This window comes from Pilosibacter rotomagensis (genome assembly GCF_045062245.2).
Lineage (GTDB): Bacteria > Bacillota > Clostridia > Lachnospirales > Lachnospiraceae > Pilosibacter.
On the sequence record NZ_CM170323.1, the window covers coordinates 112204 to 128975 of the forward strand.

At 47.6% G+C, this 16772-nt stretch carries 15 protein-coding genes and 1 other annotated feature; all 15 genes read left to right on the forward strand.

Translation table 11 applies throughout. From position 1 onward, the window contains the following. Positions 1-128: 128 nt before the first annotated feature. A complete protein-coding gene (locus tag ACI3EW_RS00500; RefSeq protein ID WP_215702017.1) occupies positions 129-1454 on the forward strand; it encodes a S1C family serine protease in 1326 nt (441 codons plus the stop codon). Between the two features lie 56 nt (positions 1455-1510). Further along, entirely contained in the window at positions 1511-2455 is a 945-nt protein-coding gene (locus tag ACI3EW_RS00505; RefSeq protein ID WP_118321794.1) for a 3'-5' exoribonuclease YhaM family protein, read from the forward strand. 261 nt (positions 2456-2716) lie between these two features. After that, positions 2717-2988, forward strand: a binding site (T-box leader). A 162-nt stretch (positions 2989-3150) separates the two neighbouring features. Further along, complete coding sequence (locus tag ACI3EW_RS00510; protein ID WP_405580562.1) at positions 3151-4851, forward strand: carbon starvation CstA family protein; 1701 nt, start codon at positions 3151-3153, stop codon at positions 4849-4851. A gap of 471 nt (positions 4852-5322) precedes the next feature. Then, positions 5323-6741 carry a 23S rRNA (uracil(1939)-C(5))-methyltransferase RlmD gene (rlmD, locus tag ACI3EW_RS00515; protein ID WP_485663248.1) on the forward strand — a complete coding sequence of 473 codons (1419 nt, stop codon included), beginning with the start codon at positions 5323-5325 and terminating at the stop codon, positions 6739-6741. Between the two features lie 333 nt (positions 6742-7074). Continuing rightward, positions 7075-7254, forward strand: a complete 180-nt coding sequence (locus ACI3EW_RS00520; protein WP_066578341.1) for a hypothetical protein — start codon at positions 7075-7077, stop codon at positions 7252-7254. An 11-nt stretch (positions 7255-7265) separates the two neighbouring features. Further along, on the forward strand, positions 7266-7604 hold the full coding sequence (locus ACI3EW_RS00525) for a hypothetical protein (protein ID WP_405580556.1): 339 nt from the start codon (positions 7266-7268) through the stop codon (positions 7602-7604). 119 nt (positions 7605-7723) lie between these two features. Further along, positions 7724-8551: a ParA family protein gene (locus tag ACI3EW_RS00530; RefSeq protein ID WP_405580553.1), complete on the forward strand. Its 828-nt coding sequence runs from the start codon at positions 7724-7726 to the stop codon at positions 8549-8551. Further along, positions 8505-9452, forward strand: a complete 948-nt coding sequence (locus tag ACI3EW_RS00535) for a ParB/RepB/Spo0J family partition protein (protein WP_405580549.1) — start codon at positions 8505-8507, stop codon at positions 9450-9452. The genes ACI3EW_RS00530 and ACI3EW_RS00535 overlap by 47 nt, the downstream gene beginning before the upstream one ends. 185 nt (positions 9453-9637) lie before the next feature. After that, positions 9638-13786, forward strand: a complete 4149-nt coding sequence (locus ACI3EW_RS00540; protein WP_405580546.1) for a SpaA isopeptide-forming pilin-related protein — start codon at positions 9638-9640, stop codon at positions 13784-13786. Positions 13787-14056: 270 nt separating this feature from the next. Next, positions 14057-14359, forward strand: a complete 303-nt coding sequence (locus ACI3EW_RS00545) for a hypothetical protein (protein ID WP_405580543.1) — start codon at positions 14057-14059, stop codon at positions 14357-14359. Between the two features lie 9 nt (positions 14360-14368). Beyond that, positions 14369-14644, forward strand: a complete 276-nt coding sequence (locus tag ACI3EW_RS00550; protein ID WP_405580540.1) for a hypothetical protein — start codon at positions 14369-14371, stop codon at positions 14642-14644. A gap of 143 nt (positions 14645-14787) precedes the next feature. Then, positions 14788-15396: a hypothetical protein gene (locus tag ACI3EW_RS00555; RefSeq protein WP_405580537.1), complete on the forward strand. Its 609-nt coding sequence runs from the start codon at positions 14788-14790 to the stop codon at positions 15394-15396. Between the two features lies 1 nt (position 15397). Beyond that, positions 15398-16090 carry a hypothetical protein gene (locus ACI3EW_RS00560; RefSeq protein WP_405580534.1) on the forward strand — a complete coding sequence of 231 codons (693 nt, stop codon included), beginning with the start codon at positions 15398-15400 and terminating at the stop codon, positions 16088-16090. 14 nt (positions 16091-16104) lie between these two features. Continuing rightward, positions 16105-16311 carry a hypothetical protein gene (locus ACI3EW_RS00565; protein WP_066578318.1) on the forward strand — a complete coding sequence of 69 codons (207 nt, stop codon included), beginning with the start codon at positions 16105-16107 and terminating at the stop codon, positions 16309-16311. Further along, a complete protein-coding gene (locus ACI3EW_RS00570) occupies positions 16308-16766 on the forward strand; it encodes a hypothetical protein (protein ID WP_405580531.1) in 459 nt (152 codons plus the stop codon). Before ACI3EW_RS00565 ends, ACI3EW_RS00570 begins: the two co-directional genes overlap by 4 nt. The last annotated feature ends 6 nt before the right edge of the window (positions 16767-16772 follow it).

The following is a 16772-nucleotide window of genomic DNA, read 5'->3' on the forward strand; positions in this document are numbered from 1 at the left end:
AAAAATTATAATGGAAAAAAGATAGGCTAAAAGCAAAGAATCCGCAAATGTGACAGGATCTTGATGGATATTTGCCCGCAGCAGAAAGAATTCCGGATTGCTGCGAGATATGAAAAGGAGATTTTTTCATGTCAGATACACCTAACGAAAAAAATTTTATGAGAGAAAAGATCGTAAAACCCCCGATCGATAAGCGCAGGGCCGCAGGCCGGATCCTGTGCTATGTTCTTTTTGCGGTTGTTTTCGGCGGCGTTGCGGCGGTAAGCTTTGTGGTATCCCTTCCGACAGCAAAAAAAATCCTGGGAAAAGACCAGCCGGCAACATCCGCGCCGATCACGATCGAGCGCGATCAGGATCCGTCCGGCGAGCCGACACCGGTGGAGACGATGGCGGAGACCACAGGAGAGGGGATCCGCTCGGAAGACCTGAAGGACGAGGTGGAAAAGATCGTTGGGGATGCCATGGAAAAATTCCCCTGGACGACGAAAAACCTGACCGAGTTCAACGATGCGTTCCGGAACATCTACCTGGAATCAGAAAAAAGCATCGTGACAGTCTCGGCGGTGAAAAACGATGTGGACTGGTTTGACAACCCTATCGAGACGACGGGACAGTACGCCGGGATCATTATCGCGGTAAACCCAAGCGAAGCGCTGATCTTAACAGAACAGAGCGCAGTGGCGGGAGCTGATTCCCTGCGTGTGACCTTCGGGGATGGATCAATAGCGGCAGTGGAATTAAAATCCCAGGATTCAACAGCCGGGATGGCGGTTGTCAGTGCGAAGATCGCTGATATTGAAGAACAGACGGTAAACTGGATGAAGGCGGTGGAGCTTGGAAATTCCTATTCCGTCCGCACCGGGGACATGGTCCTCGCAGTGGGAAGTCCGTCCGGACATGTCCATTCCGTCAAACAGGGACTGATCTCCTATGTGGCGAAAGGTGTCCAGGCAGTGGACGGTCAGACCCGTATCCTGTATACAGAATTTGAGAGTCATGCGGATGAGGGAACATTCCTTATAAATCTTTCCGGTCAGCTTGTGGGTTGGGCGACGTCCATTTATCAGGCCGGGGACAACACACAGGCGGAAGATAGGACGATGGCAATGCCGATCTCGGAGTACAAGGGCGTGCTCCAGAAACTCACAAACGGACAGTCCGCTCCGTATTTTGGAATCCGCGGCCAGGATGTGACCTCCGCGATGATGGAGAGCGGGATCCCGAGCGGTGTGTATATTACAGATTCCATTGCAGATGGGCCGGCTTATAATGTGGGAATCCAGAACGGGGATATCCTGACAAAGTTTGATGATCTGGAGATCCAGACGATCCGGGACTTCCAGAACCGGCTGGAGGAGACAAAGACCGGGGATACCGTGAAAGTTACAGTAAAACGGAAGTCTATTGATGAATATAAAGAAATAGAGTATCAGGTAACGATCGGAGCCAGGTAAACATACCTGGCTCAGCGATTGTGTGAGAAGTATGACCGATCAGAAAAGGAGAAATTATGAGATTTATTGAAACATTCCGGGAAGGAAATCACATTTCGGATGTATATCTGTGCAAAACAAAACAGATCGCACTTACAAAAAATGGAAAAGAGTACGGATCTCTTGTACTTCAGGATAAGACGGGAACCGTTGACGCGAAGATCTGGGAGCTGAGTTCTCCGGGGATCAATGAGTTTTCCGCTTTGGATTATGTATATGTCGATGCGGATGTGACCCTGTTCCAGGGACAGAACCAGTTAAACGTAAAGAGGATCCGCAAGGCAGACGAAGGTGAGTACCATCCGGCAGATTATCTTCCGGTGACGACGAAGGATATCCCTGCGATGCAGCATGAACTGATTCAGTACATTACGACGATCAAAAATGAATATCTGAGAAAACTTGCATCCGGTTATTTTAATGATCCGGAATTTATGAAGGCATTTTCCTTCCACTCAGCGGCAAAGAGTGTTCACCACGGTTTTGTCGGCGGACTTTTAGAGCATACGTTAAGTGTCGTGAAGATGTGCGACTATTTCAGCAAACAGTATCCGCTGATCAACCGCGATCTTCTTCTAACAGCAGCGATGTTCCATGATATCGGAAAGACAAAGGAACTTTCTGCATTCCCGGCCAATGATTATACGGATGACGGACAGCTTCTCGGACATATCATCATTGGTTCCCAGATGGTAAAGGAACGGATCGATGCGATGCCGGGATTCCCGAAAAAACTGGAGAGTGAGTTGATCCACTGCATTCTTGCCCACCATGGCGAGCTGGAATACGGTTCTCCGAAGAAACCGGCGCTGATCGAGGCGATGGCGCTGAACCTTGCGGACAATGCGGACGCGAGAATGGAGACGATGACAGAGGTGTTAAGAGGAGCCGGTGACAACATGGGATGGCTCGGTTATAACCGCTTCATGGAGACAAATGTTCGCCGTACGAGCGAAGAATAGAAGATAGAGAATAGAGAGAACCTGCCGTTATGCACTGAAAAAGATGCAGACGGCAGGTTTTGTAAGTTGTAGAAAAATTGGTCCGTCCAATTCGATAAATCGTGCAAAATTTCACTGTGAATTTGCTAGAGACGGACACATAAGAAAGTATGTCCGCTATACAAAGACTTATGTGCGCTGGAAAGCGATAAGAACGTGCAAAGATAAAAAAGAAGCGGTTGACAAAATCAATTTTCTGACTAAAATGATTGTTGTTCATATTCAAATGCGATGAACGGGACAGGACTTTCAATCGAAATCTTATTCAGAGAACTGCCGGATGGTGCGAGGCAGGTAAGAAGGGTGGAAGTTATCACCTGCAAGCAGCCGGGGTGAACAAAACGTTTTAGTAATCCCGGACGGAAACCTCACCGTTAAAAGGGGACCGATTCATCTGAAAGTACTGCAGATACTTGAGGAGGATGGGACTGAGAGGCCGGTTTTCCGGCAACAGAAGTGGTAACGCGGAGAATGTTAGATCCTTCGTCTTCTAAGGGAGCGATCCCTGTGGAGACGAGGGATTTTTTGTTTTGTACGTAGATTCCACAGCGATTTCTGCCGTATTTTCAGGATCGTTTGAATATGGATGGACTACAGGGACCGGAACTTGCGACATTCCGGTATGACAAAATGAATTTACAAAGGAGCGAAATGACATGAACACATTAGTAATCGTTCTCATCGCAGCTGTGTGTCTGTTATGCGGATATATGGTATACGGACGCTGGCTGGCAAAGACCTGGGGCATCGACCCGAAGGCAAAAACACCTGCCTATACACATGAAGATGGACAGGACTATGTACCGACAAACGGCTGGATCGTTTTCTCACACCAGTTTTCTTCTATCGCAGGTGCCGGCCCTGTAACGGGTGCCATCCAGGCGGCTGCATTCGGCTGGGTTCCGGTTCTTCTCTGGATCCTTGTCGGCGGTATCTTCTTCGGAGCTGTCACAGACTTCGGAGCTCTTTACGCAAGTGTAAAGAACGAAGGTAAGTCCATGGGACTTCTGATCGAAAAGTACATCGGTAAGACAGGTAAGAGATTATTCCTGATCTTCTGCTGGCTCTTCACTTTGATCGTAATCGCTGCTTTCGCAGATATGGTTGCAGGCACATTCAACGCTTACACCGTTAAGGACGGCGTTACAGAGCTTGCGGCAGCAGCCCAGACAAACGGAGCTGCAGGTTCCATCTCCATCGCATTCATCGTATTTGCAATGTTCTTCGGCGTTCTTCAGAAGAAGCTCAACCTGGAAGGAAAGAGCGAGTTCTTTGTAGGACTTGCCTGCACAGTTGCATCTCTTGCGATCGGTATGGCATTTCCGTTGATCGGCGGTAAGGACGCATGGACAGGATTCACATTTGCGTATATCTTCTTTGCATCTGTTCTTCCGATGTGGCTCTTAAAGCAGCCGCGTGACTACATGACAACATTCATGTTTGCAGGAATGATCCTCGGCGCTGTTGTCGGTATTGTTGTTGCGCATCCGAACATGAACCTTCCGATGTACACAGGCTTCACAAATGAGAAGCTCGGAAACATGTTCCCGATCCTTTTCGTAACCGTAGCCTGCGGAGCCGTTTCCGGTTTCCACAGCCTCGTCTCTTCCGGTACTTCCTCCAAGACCGTTGAGAACGAGAAGGATATGTTAAAAGTTGGTTACGGCGCAATGGTTCTTGAGAGCCTCTTAGCCGTACTTGCACTCTGCGTAGCAGGCGCCGCCGCAGCTGCTGACGGTACTGCAGCTGCAGGAACTCCGTTCCAGATCTTCTCTGCAGGTGTTGCAGGACTTCTTGAGATGTTCGGTCTTCCGATCTACATCGCACAGTGCTTCATGACTATGTGTGTATCTGCACTTGCTCTTACAAGCCTTGATGCAGTAGCACGTATCGGTCGTATGTCCTTCCAGGAACTCTTCTCCGTAGACGATATGGAGCACGCAGAGGGCTGGAGAAAATTCCTCTGCAACAAGTATGTATCCACGATCATCACACTTGCATTCGGCTACATCCTTACAAGAGTTGGCTACTCCAACATCTGGCCGTTATTCGGAAGCGCAAACCAGCTGTTAAGCGCACTTGTTCTGATCACTCTCTGCGTATTCTTAAAAGTAACAGGCAGACAGAACAAGACCCTGATCGTACCGTGCGTGATCATGCTCTGCGTAACCTTCACAGCACTGGTTCAGAGAACGCTTGCTCTTGTAAACGCATTCAGCGCAGGTACCGCAGTATTTATGGTTGAAGGACTTCAGCTGATCGTTGCGATCCTTCTTATGGTTCTCGGTGTGATCATCGTTGTTACATCCGGTAAGGAGCTGTTAAGCAAGAAGGCAGGTTCTGAGGCAAGAGCATAATCGAATCAGGTAAGCAGCAAAGTGGATTGCGAATACCCACTGGACATTGCGATTTACATAATGTTTAACGTATAGAGTTGATATGTTAAGACCGGTTTTCCGGTTCTGGGGACTTCTGAATGGGAGTTTTCGGGGCGCGGGGAGCCGGTTTTTGTATTGACGCAAAAATGTGACTCATTTGAAAGTGCGGATCGGATTCATTTTTCGCTGTCGTTTTGCCTGTATGCGGTATAGAGCAGAGATTTTCACATTCGTTTATATGATGGGGGTTGCAAATGCGGGAGTAGTTCTTGTATACTTAAGAAAAACTGAGCATTGAGACTCATTTTTAGGTCTGTTCTGTATTTTGTGTATTCGGTATATTCTCAGTACGGGATGTACGCTATTAGTTTGGCTTAGTGAGGTAAAAGGACAGAGTGGGCTCAGCGATAAAAATGTACAACAAGAATATTTATATAGAAGGAACGCAATATGGAAATCAAGAAGAACGATAAATTTACAGTGACCATCGAGGACATGGGAGAGGACGGTGCAGGGATCGGCCGCGTGGACGGATATATCTGGTTCGTGAAGGACGCCCTGATCGGGGATACGATCGAGGCGTCAGCCATGAAAATGAAAAAAAATTACGGCTTTGCCCGCCTCGTGCGCGTCATCACCCCGGCAAAAGGCCGCGTGGAGGCGAAATGTCCGGTGGCGAGAGCTTGCGGCGGATGCCAGCTTCAGGAACTGGACTATAAAGAACAGTTAAAATTCAAGGAAAAGAAAGTATACAATCATTTAAAACGCATCGGCGGCATGGAAAACCTGTTCCTGCCGGAAGAGGCGGACCAGGCAGCAGGAGTGCCGGACGCAGTCATCATGGAACCGATCATCGGAATGGAAGACCCGTGGAGATACCGCAACAAAGCGCAGTATCCGATCGGACGCGGAAAGGACGGAAAACCGACGGCCGGATTCTTTGCCGGACGGACCCACTCCCTGATCTCGGTACCGGAGCTGGACTGCCTGCTTGGCTGCGGAGAAAATAAGGATTATCTGGCGGCAGTACTGAAATTTATGGAAGATTTCGGCGTTGAGCCGTATGATGAGACGGGGCATAAAGGTCTTGTCCGCCATGTTCTCCTGAGAAAAGGATTCGCCAGCGGCGAGCACATGGTATGCCTTGTGATCAACGGAAAGAAACTGCCGCACGAGAAAGAGTTCATCGAGCGGATGCGGGAAGTTGGCGCGGACAGTATTTCTCTCTCCTTTAATATGGAAAAGACGAACGTGATCCTCGGAACGGAGATCAAAAATCTCTACGGACCTGGCTACATCAGAGATAAAATCGGAAACATCGAATACCGGATTTCTCCGTTATCCTTCTACCAGGTAAATCCGGTACAGACGGAACGCCTCTACGGAACAGCGCTGGAATTTGCTGACCTGAACGGCGGTGAGACTGTCTGGGATCTCTACTGCGGGATCGGAACGATCTCCTCATTCCTCGCCCAGAAAGCGGGAAAAGTCTGCGGAGTCGAGATTATTCCGGCAGCCATCGAGGACGCAAGAGAAAATGCGAAGCGCAACGGCCTGGATAACGTAGAATTCTTCGTCGGAAAAGCCGAGGAAGTTCTCCCGGAACAGTATGAAAAGAACCACATTAAAGCCGATGTCATCGTTGTCGATCCGCCGAGAAAAGGCTGCGACGAACTCTGCCTCGAGACGATCGTAAAAATGGCACCAGAGAAAGTTGTCTATGTGAGCTGCGATTCCTCGACTCTGGCGCGGGATGTGAAGTATCTTGGGGAACATGGATACGAGGTGAAGCGAGTCCGGACAGTTGACATGTTTGGAATGTCGGGGCATGTGGAGACTATTGTGTTGCTACAAAGGAAAAACTCGTAGAAATCCTTAATTTTAGGCACTTTGCGAAGCATTTTGTGTTTATGTCTGAGGGTAAAAAAATGCGAAATAAGAGCCTGAAAAATTACTTTGACGTTTCTGTGGTGGTAGATATCGGGTGTGGGAACACAAACGGAAATTAAAGGTTTTTTGGACTTCACTTATCTATGTAGCGTCCACCCTGCCAATGTAATGCAGACGACAGCCATTAGAAAATGAATAGCGGATAGGCGTATCATTAGAAATAGTGGTACGCTTATTTTTTTGCCCCTTTTGTACCTTTGAGCTATTTTCCTACCTTATATATAATGAAGCCAAGAAAGGATGGTGCTGAATATGAGAGAGAAGAAAACCCATTTATATCTGGATAGCCAAGAAAGAAGTCTGTTGCTGCATAGCCTTGTTGAATTAAAAAATCAGCTTATACAGCAAGGCAGATATGCGGATTGTGTGGATGAGCTGATTATCAAAGTTATGAGCGCACCGATAAAAAAGCTGAAAGTACAGTGTAATTGAGGGAGAGGATAATGGACGGTACGGAATTAAAAGAACTGTTTAAGATAAGCATAGATAGAATAAGGGAAAAAACTATCTATGAACTGCTTGAAGCAGATAAAGATTATCAGGCGGATATTGAAAAGGAAGGGATTGCAGAAACGAAATATCTCCAACTGGATTTAACAGATAGACAAAGAAAGGTCTGCGACTGTCTGCTTTCATGCAGGGATAAGCAGAATACAGAGTATGCCGCCTACGCATATATCGCAGGACTGTATGATGCTTTCCGTATTATGGCGGTATTATTTCCTGATAAATGGGATATGGATGAGATATGGGAGCTGCCTGCTTTACAAAAGGACAACTGAATAAAGAAAATTTTACATAGCCGATTGGTATCACAGCCAGTCGGTTTTTTACGTTTTAAAGGACGTTACATAGCCACTCTGACAAGGTGGCTAAATTTATGAGAAAGGAGGACGCTACTATGTCAAATTGCAAAGTGATTGCTCTGACGAACCAGAAAGGCGGCGTCGGCAAGACTACAACAGCGGTCAATCTGGGGATTAGCTTGATAAAACAAGGTAAGACGGTATTGCTTGTCGATGCCGATGCACAGGCAAATCTCACAATGGCGTTGGGATATACAAAACCCGACAGCCTGCCGAACACCCTTTCCGATGTGATGTACGACATCATAGAGGGAAAATCTGCGGATGTTCCAAGCAGTATCCTGCATACCGATGAGGGTGTTGATTTACTTCCCTCTTGCGTGGAATTAGCAGGTGTAGAAACGACTTTGATTGATACAAGAAATCGGGAGAGTGTTTTGAAAGCCTGTATCAGTAAAATCAAAAAGAATTACGACTATGTTCTGATTGATTGTATGCCTGCGCTCGGTATGCTGACGATTAACGGATTGGCGGCGGCAGACAGCGTGATTATCCCGAATCAGCCGCACTACTTTTCCATTAAAGGTCTGGAGCAGTTGCTGCGCTCTGTATCAAAGGTAAAGCGGCAAATCAACCCTAATCTGCGGATTGACGGTATTCTGATGACGATGGTAATGCCCCGTACAAAAATTACGCAGACGGTAATCTCAACCGTGAAAAATGCCTATGGTCGCAATATCAGGATATTTGATACGCAGATACCATTTTCTATCCGTGCGGTGGAAGCCACCGCAGAGGGTAAGAGCATTTTTGCCTATGACAAAAGCGGCAAGGTCGCCGCTGCTTATGAGCAGTTTGGAAAGGAGGTGGCAGAGCTTGGCGAGAAGCAGAGGAAACAAAATCGAGCTGACCGCTTACGATGACCTGTTCCAGACGGACGAAAGCCGTGAAGAAGCAAAGCTAAGTAAGATACGGGATATTCCCCTGTCTGAAATTGACGAGTTTCCAGACCATCCATTCAAGGTTCTCATGGACGGGGATATGGAGCAGCTTGTCGATAGCATTAAGCGAAACGGCGTAATGACGCCTGCTACTGTTCGTTTCAAAGAGGACGGGCGGTATGAGCTTATCAGCGGTCACAGGAGAAAGAAGGCTTGTGAGCTTGCAGGATTGGAAACGCTGAAATGCGAGGTCAAGGAGCTGACCCGTGACGAAGCGATTATTGTCATGGTGGAGAGCAACTTGCAGAGGTCAGTCATTCTGCCGAGTGAAAAAGCCTTTGCCTACAAAATGCGGCTTGAAGCGATGAAGCGACAAGCAGGCAGACCCCCGAAAGAAAATGCGTCGCCATTGGCGACTAATTTATCAAAAGGACGGTCTGATACTGAATTAGGCGAACTTGTTGGAGAAAGTAAAGACCAAATCCGTCGCTATATCCGTCTGACCGAACTTGTACCCGAAATCCTGCAAATGGTAGATGACAGGCAGATTGCTTTCCGCCCTGCGGTGGAAATTTCCTATCTATCCGAAGAACAGCAATACACCCTGCTTGAAGCCATGCAGTACAATGACGCTACTCCGTCACTGGCGCAGGCGATTAAGATGAAAAAGTTTAACCAAGACGGAAAACTCACAGACGAGGTTATCCAGAGCATTATGGAGGAGGAAAAGCCAAACCAGAAGGAAAAGCCCGCTTTCCGTGATGAACGGATAACCAAGCTCATACCAAAGTCTGTTCCCAGAGGCAGGGAAACAGATTTTGTGGTAAAGGCGTTAGAGTTTTACAACCGCCATTTACAGCGGAATAAAGCTCACGAACGGTAAGCCACACATTAAGGGCGAGGTCTGTCCATTGGGGGATAGCCACATTTTTTTGCTCCCCCTCTCCACACCTCACCCCCTGATTACTGCCAGTAACTATCCGAAAAAAGAAACATTATAAGCTGCCGATAGTGGGCGGCTTTTTTCGGTCAGTCAGGCAAGAGTTATTTAGATTACAGGAGGTATTTATGAAAATCCCTAAATTATTTAAAAAGGCTGCGGCTCTATTGATGGCTGCGGTGACGGCATTTTCGGTCATGCCCGCAACAACGGCATTTGCCGCAGGCGACATCGGCACAATCAGCTTTACCCACACTTATGACAGGAACGGGAATGCCATACGATACAATTCCAGTGATGTATTCAACGGATATACCGCAGGCGGCGCAGGAAAGTACCACTACCGTATGTATGTGGACGGCGATACTGCGTTTTGTATTCAGCCAGGGGTTCCTTTAAAGACAGGAAATACGCTGAAGAAAAATTCATCGGAAACATGGAACGCCCTTTCCGCTAACCAGAAAAAGGCGGTAGGGCTTGCCCTGCTCTATGGGTATCAGGGTAACAGAGGTAACCTGTCTGGAAGCGATGATGAAAAATGGGTTGCCACTCAGACGCTTGTGTGGGAGTTTGTTACGGGATGCAGGGAAGCCACAGGCTCTTACAGGCAGACAAGCAAGAAGATTTACAATGTCAATTTTGGTTCAAATTATCCCAACAGCGGCTCAGTGGAGGTTTATAACCAGATTGTTTCTTTGATAAGTAAGCACAATACCATACCGAGCTTTATGTCAGGCGGTGCGGGCGATATTACAAAGGAGCTTGTTTATAAGGACGGGAAATACAGTATGACGCTTACGGATAAAAATAATGTTCTTTCCGAATATTCCTTTACAAGCTCCGACGCCAACGTATCCGTTTCAAAAAATGGGAATAAGCTGACCATCAGTTCTGCAAAGGCGGTTAACGGTTCTGTCCGTATCACGGCAACGAGGAACAATGTGCCGACAGTCAGCAGCAGCGCAAAGATAATTGCTTACGGCGACCCGAATTTACAGGATGTGGTAACGGGTGTGGAGAACGCTGACAGCGTAAAGGCATATATCAATGTGGAAACGCCCACAGGTACGATTGCCCTGAAAAAGACTTCCGAGGACGGTGTTGTGGCGGGGATTTCCTTCCACATCAAGGGCGATGGCTTTGACAAGACCGTAAAGACTGATGAAAACGGCAACATTACCGTGGAGGGCTTATTCCCTGCGACCTACACGATTACAGAGCAGTCCATTGACCGCTATGAGCCGCAGCAGACCCAGACGGTCACGCTCATCGGGGGAAAGACGACGACGGTCAATTTCAATAATACTTTAAAACGTGGCAGTCTGGAGGTGGTTAAGACTTCCGAGGATAATCTGGTGGAGGGTGTGAAATTCCACCTTTACGGAACTTCTCTCAGTGGTTTGCCTGTTGACGAGTATGCTGTAACGGACGAAAAAGGCGTGGCAAGGTTTGAAAATGTCCTTATCAGCGGCAACACCCCGTATGTGCTTGAGGAGGTGGATACGGCAGACCGCTATGTCGTTCCCGAAAGCCAGACCGCCCCGATTGAATGGAACAAGGTCACAAACCGCAGCTTTTCCAATATCTTAAAGAAATTCAATGTGACCGTAACGAAATCCGATGCAGAAACAGGAACGGCACAGGGCGACGCTTCCCTTGCAGGTGCGGTTTACGGCATTTACAAAGGGGAAGAACTCATTGACACCTATACCACAGACGAGAATGGTCAGTTTACGACCAAGTATTATGTTTGCGGCGATGACTGGAGCATCCGTGAAATCAGTCCGTCCGAGGGCTATCTGCTTGATGAAACCATCCACTATGTAGGGGCGGAGCCAGAACTTTATACAGTGGAATACAATTCTACAAAAAATGATGTAAACGAGCAGGTCATCAAGGGAAATATCGCCATCATCAAGCATACCGATAATGGAGACACCCAGATTGAAACACCCGAAGAAGGCGCAGTATTTGAGGTATTCCTAAAATCTGCAGGCAGCTATGAAAACGCAAAAGAAACGGAGAGGGATATGCTGACCTGTGACGAAGACGGCTTTGCACAGACAAAGGATATGCCTTACGGCATTTATACCGTGAAGCAGACTTCTGGATGGGAGGGGCGTGAACTGATGAAGCCTTTTGATGTATTCATCAACAAGGATGGTCAGACCTACCGCTATCTTATCAATAACGCTAATTTTGAGAGCTATATCAAAATCGTGAAAAAAGATGCGGAAACGGGTAAGACCATTCCGTATGCAGGTGCAGGATTCCAGATTTATGACCCGAACGGCGAACTTGTAACAATGACCTACACTTATCCAGAAGTGACGACGATTGATACTTTCTACACTACGGCGGACGGCGAACTTATCACACCGCAGGCGTTGGAATACGGCAAGGGTTATTCTCTTGTTGAGGTGCAAGCCCCTTATGGTTATGTGTTAGATTCCAAGCCTGTCTATTTTGATGTGGCGCAGGAAAACTCCGAGGAAGAAAGCGGAATTACCTTGATTGAGGTCGTGCGTGAGAATATGGCGCAGAAAGGTACGATTACCGTTTCCAAGTCTGGGGAGGTGTTCAGCTCCGTATCTGAGAACAACGGTCTGTATCAGCCTGTTTATGATGTCAGCGGTCTTGAGGGTGCGGTTTATGAAATTACCGCAGCCGAGGATATTTACACTCTGGATGGTACACTGAGAGCCGAAAAAGGCGAGGTCGTAGATACCGTTACCACAGGTGCGGACGGTACGGCAAAATCCAAAGAGCTGTATCTGGGGAAATATGAGGTCAGGGAAATCAAAGCGCCGTCTGGAATGGTGCTGAATGGGGAATCCCACGCTGTCGAGCTTGTGTATGCAGGTCAGGAGGTGTCTGTGACCGAAACCGCAACAAGCTTTTACAATGAAAGACAGCATGTGGAAATTGACCTGAAAAAGAGCCTTGGTGTGGATAAAGAGTACGGTATCGGCAACAATGGGGAAATCTTTGATGTAACCTTTGGCTTGTATGCCGCAGAGGATTTGACTGCCGCAGACGGTACGGTACTCCCTGCCGACGGTCTGATTGAGATTCTCTCTCTTGACGAGAATGGCTATGGCAAAGCGGCAGCCGATTTACCGTTTGGCAGCTATTATGTCAGGGAAGTCGCTACGAACTCGGCATATATCGTCAGCAACCAGAAATATCCCGTAATTTTTGAATATGCAGGACAGGATACCGCAACTGTCCACATCACAGCGAATGACGGCGAAGCGATTAAAAATAAAATCATCTACGGTTCTGTCAGCGGTAAGAAATCTGATGAGGACGGCAAGGCATTAGGCGGCGCAGTCATCGGTATCTTTAAAACAGGGACAGAGGAATTTACAAAGGAAAATGCTATCCAGACTACCACATCGAAAGATGACGGTAGTTTTTCTTTTGCCAAAGTGCCGTATGGAACTTGGGTTATCCGTGAGATTGAAAGCCCGAAAGGTTTTGTACTCTCCAAAGAAGAAATCCCTGTAACTATCGGCAGGGCAGAGGAAGTTGTGGAAATCGAGCTTGTCAACTACTTCATTAAGGGAAATATCGAGCTGACTAAGGCGGATAAGGATTATCCAGACAATAAGCTCTCAGGAGCTGTCTTTGAAGTATTTGCCGATACCAACGGGAACGGCGAGTTTGATAAGGAGGATGAGCTGCTTGGCGAAATGACCGAGCTTGACGGTGGTATCTATCAGATGAAAGAGCTTCGTTACGGGAAATATTTTGTCCGTGAAAAGAAAGCCCCAGAAGGATTTGTTTTAGACGGGAATGTTTATCCCGTATCCATTGAGGAAAACGGCAAGACCTGTGTGGTGGAAAATGAAGTGGGCAAAGGCTTCTTGAACGAAGTGCAGAAAGGCAGCCTTAAAATCGTTAAGACTTCCTCTGACGGTAAGGTGGAGGGCTTCTCTTTCCGTGTCATTGGAAACAATGGCTACGACCAGACCTTTACCACCGATAAAAACGGAGAAATCTTTATTGAGGGATTGCGTATCGGGGAATATACCGTATCGGAGGTCAGCGATAAGGCGTCCTCAGGATATGTCCTGCCTGCCGACCAGAAAGTAACGGTCAGGACGGGAGAAAGCGTGACCGTAACCATGCACAATGAGCTGCGTGACACCCCGAAAACAGGCGACGACTTCAACCCTGACTTCTGGGGAGGACTTGCGGCAGCGTGTGCGATTGGTGCAGGTATTCTCGGCGTGGCTGCCTATAAGGGCAGAAAAAAGAAAAAGGAGGACTAAAGGATGGATGTGAAAACAATTATCGCCATTGTGCTTGTCGTGTTTATCGGCGGTGCGGCACTCTGGCTGAATATCCGCAATAAAAAGAATAAGTAACCCATGAAGTCTTGGGAACAGAGGGCGATTTATGTCGGGGAATCCCACGAAGTCATATGGACTTCGTGGGGAAAGGAGGAGCAACGGAATGAACGAGCTTTGCTGCTTGTGGCGAAGCGAGTGATATGAAGTTTGCGACGACGTGCCGCCCTCTTTCCATTTCTGGAGGAAGATATGCGAAATTTAAAAACCATTGAAAAGAAAGTCAAAGCTATTCTGGAAAAGGATAAAGACGCCAGAAACGACGATATGGTGTTGTACCTTGCCCTTTGTAATGCCTGCTTAAAAGATGCGGGGGCGATGCCCCTTGCGGAGATAATGACACAGCATAAATATCTCGGTTTGCCGAGCTATGAGAGTGTCAGCAGGACACGCCGCAAGTTACAGGCGAAGCATCCAGAACTGGCGGGAAGCCGCCCTGCACAGAAGCGGCGGGCGACTGGAGAAAAGGCATATCGGAAGTATGCCAAAGAATGAGAGGTGCTTATGGAAAATGAGAAACGCTCGAATCAGGGCTATGAAATCATAGAGAGCTGTACTGTCGGGAGTACGGAACTTGTCATCGGTCACAACCCGAAAGCCGTAAATCCTTATGTGTGTTGGTATTGTAAGGGCGGCGACAATTATTTCTGGGGAACTTACTGCAATACGATAGAAGCGGCAAGGGAAAATCTCAGTGAGAGATACCAAAGGGAGTGCCGTATGCCCTATAACAATCTCCCTGTCCCGAAACAGAAAACTGGTGATGACCGTGAACGGTAGGAAAGCCGCCGTTGGCGGCGAGAAAAAATATGACTGTATGACCTGCCCTTATCCCCGATACAGGTGCGGTCACATCATTTTCTGCGATGTGTGTATGCAGAAGATTTTAAAGGAAAAGAAAAAGCAGAGAAAGGAGCAGCCAAGTGAGTGAAGAAAAAAGAATATTTTGTGATTATACCGTGGAACAGAGTATTTTTGTAGGCAGCAAGGAGGTGCTGTTGGGCGTTGACGAGCAGCATACACAGGAGCATCGGTTTATGGTCTGCTACTGTTCCTATGATAATCCGTTAGGAATCCCGTGGGCGGCGGATGCTGTTGGTACGGATGATTATCTGGAAGCCATGCAGGTATTTCTTGACCGAGCGCAGGCACAGGCAGAGCTTGTGCGAAAGGAACAGGAACAGTACCGTTTTGATAAAACGCCGTTTACCGTTGCTGACTGTATCCCAGACGACAGGGGGAAAAACATTGTCGGTAAGGTTGTGGTCATCAATGCAGAGCCGAAAAGATACGAATATCAGCACGCCGCCTATCAGCTCATACTGGCGGACGGCGGGAACGGTGCAGTTGGCGGCAGAGGTCAGGCGGTGTTTGGTATTTGTCTTGCTACGGGAGAACGTCACAGATGGGAAAGGTACGATGTTCTGGGAGAAATCAAGCCAGAGAAAATGCCCCAATGGGCGAAGGAAGCCCTTATAAAAATCAAGGCACAGGAAAAAGAGAAAAAACAAAGAAACAGGGAGGAACGCTGATATGGAAATGCGACCTTTACTGCCCGAAGAACAGAAATACACCTATGCCGCAAGTACGCAGCTTGAGGGGCAGACTGGCAGCATCGGGCATCTGCGTGGAGATTTTGCCGACTCAGGCTATGGCTTTTACACGACTTGGTTTGATACCAGAGCGCAGTGGAAAACGGAAGAATTTAAGACGGAACTGGACGAGGTTATCAACGTATTGCGGGAAGATAAGGGACTTTTGCATAACCGTTATGATATGAAGGCTCTTGCAAGGCGTTATCCTGAGAGTGCTTTTCAGGGGAATTATTGTATGGAATATGGGTTTCGGGCAGATACAGAGAAACACGCTTTTCTGTTCCGATGCAATCCCACAAGGGGCGACTATAACTTTTACTGTTACTGCTATGTAAAGGAATGGCTTGACAGGCATATCGGGAATGCCCAAAAAGGCATCCGCTTTATCGACTCTAATTATAGAGAACTATTCCGTATCCCAGACGGCGGGAAAATCGTCATCCACTATGCGTGGGGAGAAAAGATGGAACGCTCCTGCCGTTTTATTGACGAGTACCATACGGAGATTGGGAATGACCTTTATCATATCTGCCAATTTGCCGAGCTGATGGAGAGAAATGGACACACCTATGAACCGAAACCCGCAGAGCCGCCCCAAAAGGCGGCAAAGCATAAAGATTATGAACGATAAGGAGGAGTTTGGATATGGCAGTGAACCAGAAAGCAATCAAAGTCATCAACAAGATTCTGGACGCAGGCTTTACCGATGAAAAAGCGATTGCTGCTATGACGATGGACGATATTCTTTCTTTACAGGGGGTTACGGTGGCGGATATTGCACTTATCAACGACCTGCAAAAGAGTATTAAAGCAAATAAGGTTATTTCCTTTTTAGGCGGGGGTGGGGAATGAGTACGGAGCTTATTAACCGTATCACTGTGAAGAAAGACGGTGTATATGTATCTTCCCACAGCTCCAATGACGCAGCTCCGTTCCACTCATGGAGATGTGAGGGGCTGTCAGAAATTTACGCTGCTGAAGGTCGGTCAGGGCTTGACCGAGAAATTATCCGTATGCTTTATGAATACGCACAACTTCGTGGCTCCCATAAGAGCCTCGCCCGTTATCGCTATGCGATGAATTTCCCCGAAGCCCGTGCAATTTACCAGAAATATATAGACCTGATAAATGAACGCTATGAAAGTCTGGGGGAAGCGGATAAAAAGAGTGTATGGTATCAGCCTACCGAGCAGGCAGAAGCATACCGCATTTATGAACGTGAGATGCGGGATAGGATGTATGGAGAAATTTCCGCAAGGTGCGGCGAGTATGACAGAAAGCATAAAAAACGAGATTTAGAACGATAGGAGGTG

Excerpts from the sequence above, each read along its gene's own strand:
- ACI3EW_RS00500 (WP_215702017.1), top strand. The coding sequence starts at position 129 with ATGTCAGATACACCTAACGAAAAAAATTTTATGAGAGAAAAGATCGTA.
- ACI3EW_RS00505 (WP_118321794.1), top strand. The coding sequence starts at position 1,511 with ATGAGATTTATTGAAACATTCCGGGAAGGAAATCACATTTCGGATGTA.
- ACI3EW_RS00510 (WP_405580562.1), top strand. The coding sequence starts at position 3,151 with ATGAACACATTAGTAATCGTTCTCATCGCAGCTGTGTGTCTGTTATGC.
- rlmD (WP_485663248.1), top strand. The coding sequence starts at position 5,323 with ATGGAAATCAAGAAGAACGATAAATTTACAGTGACCATCGAGGACATG.
- ACI3EW_RS00520 (WP_066578341.1), top strand. The coding sequence starts at position 7,075 with ATGAGAGAGAAGAAAACCCATTTATATCTGGATAGCCAAGAAAGAAGT.
- ACI3EW_RS00525 (WP_405580556.1), top strand. The coding sequence starts at position 7,266 with ATGGACGGTACGGAATTAAAAGAACTGTTTAAGATAAGCATAGATAGA.
- ACI3EW_RS00530 (WP_405580553.1), top strand. The coding sequence starts at position 7,724 with ATGTCAAATTGCAAAGTGATTGCTCTGACGAACCAGAAAGGCGGCGTC.
- ACI3EW_RS00540 (WP_405580546.1), top strand. The coding sequence starts at position 9,638 with ATGAAAATCCCTAAATTATTTAAAAAGGCTGCGGCTCTATTGATGGCT.
- ACI3EW_RS00545 (WP_405580543.1), top strand. The coding sequence starts at position 14,057 with ATGCGAAATTTAAAAACCATTGAAAAGAAAGTCAAAGCTATTCTGGAA.
- ACI3EW_RS00550 (WP_405580540.1), top strand. The coding sequence starts at position 14,369 with ATGGAAAATGAGAAACGCTCGAATCAGGGCTATGAAATCATAGAGAGC.
- ACI3EW_RS00560 (WP_405580534.1), top strand. The coding sequence starts at position 15,398 with ATGGAAATGCGACCTTTACTGCCCGAAGAACAGAAATACACCTATGCC.
- ACI3EW_RS00565 (WP_066578318.1), top strand. The coding sequence starts at position 16,105 with ATGGCAGTGAACCAGAAAGCAATCAAAGTCATCAACAAGATTCTGGAC.
- ACI3EW_RS00570 (WP_405580531.1), top strand. The coding sequence starts at position 16,308 with ATGAGTACGGAGCTTATTAACCGTATCACTGTGAAGAAAGACGGTGTA.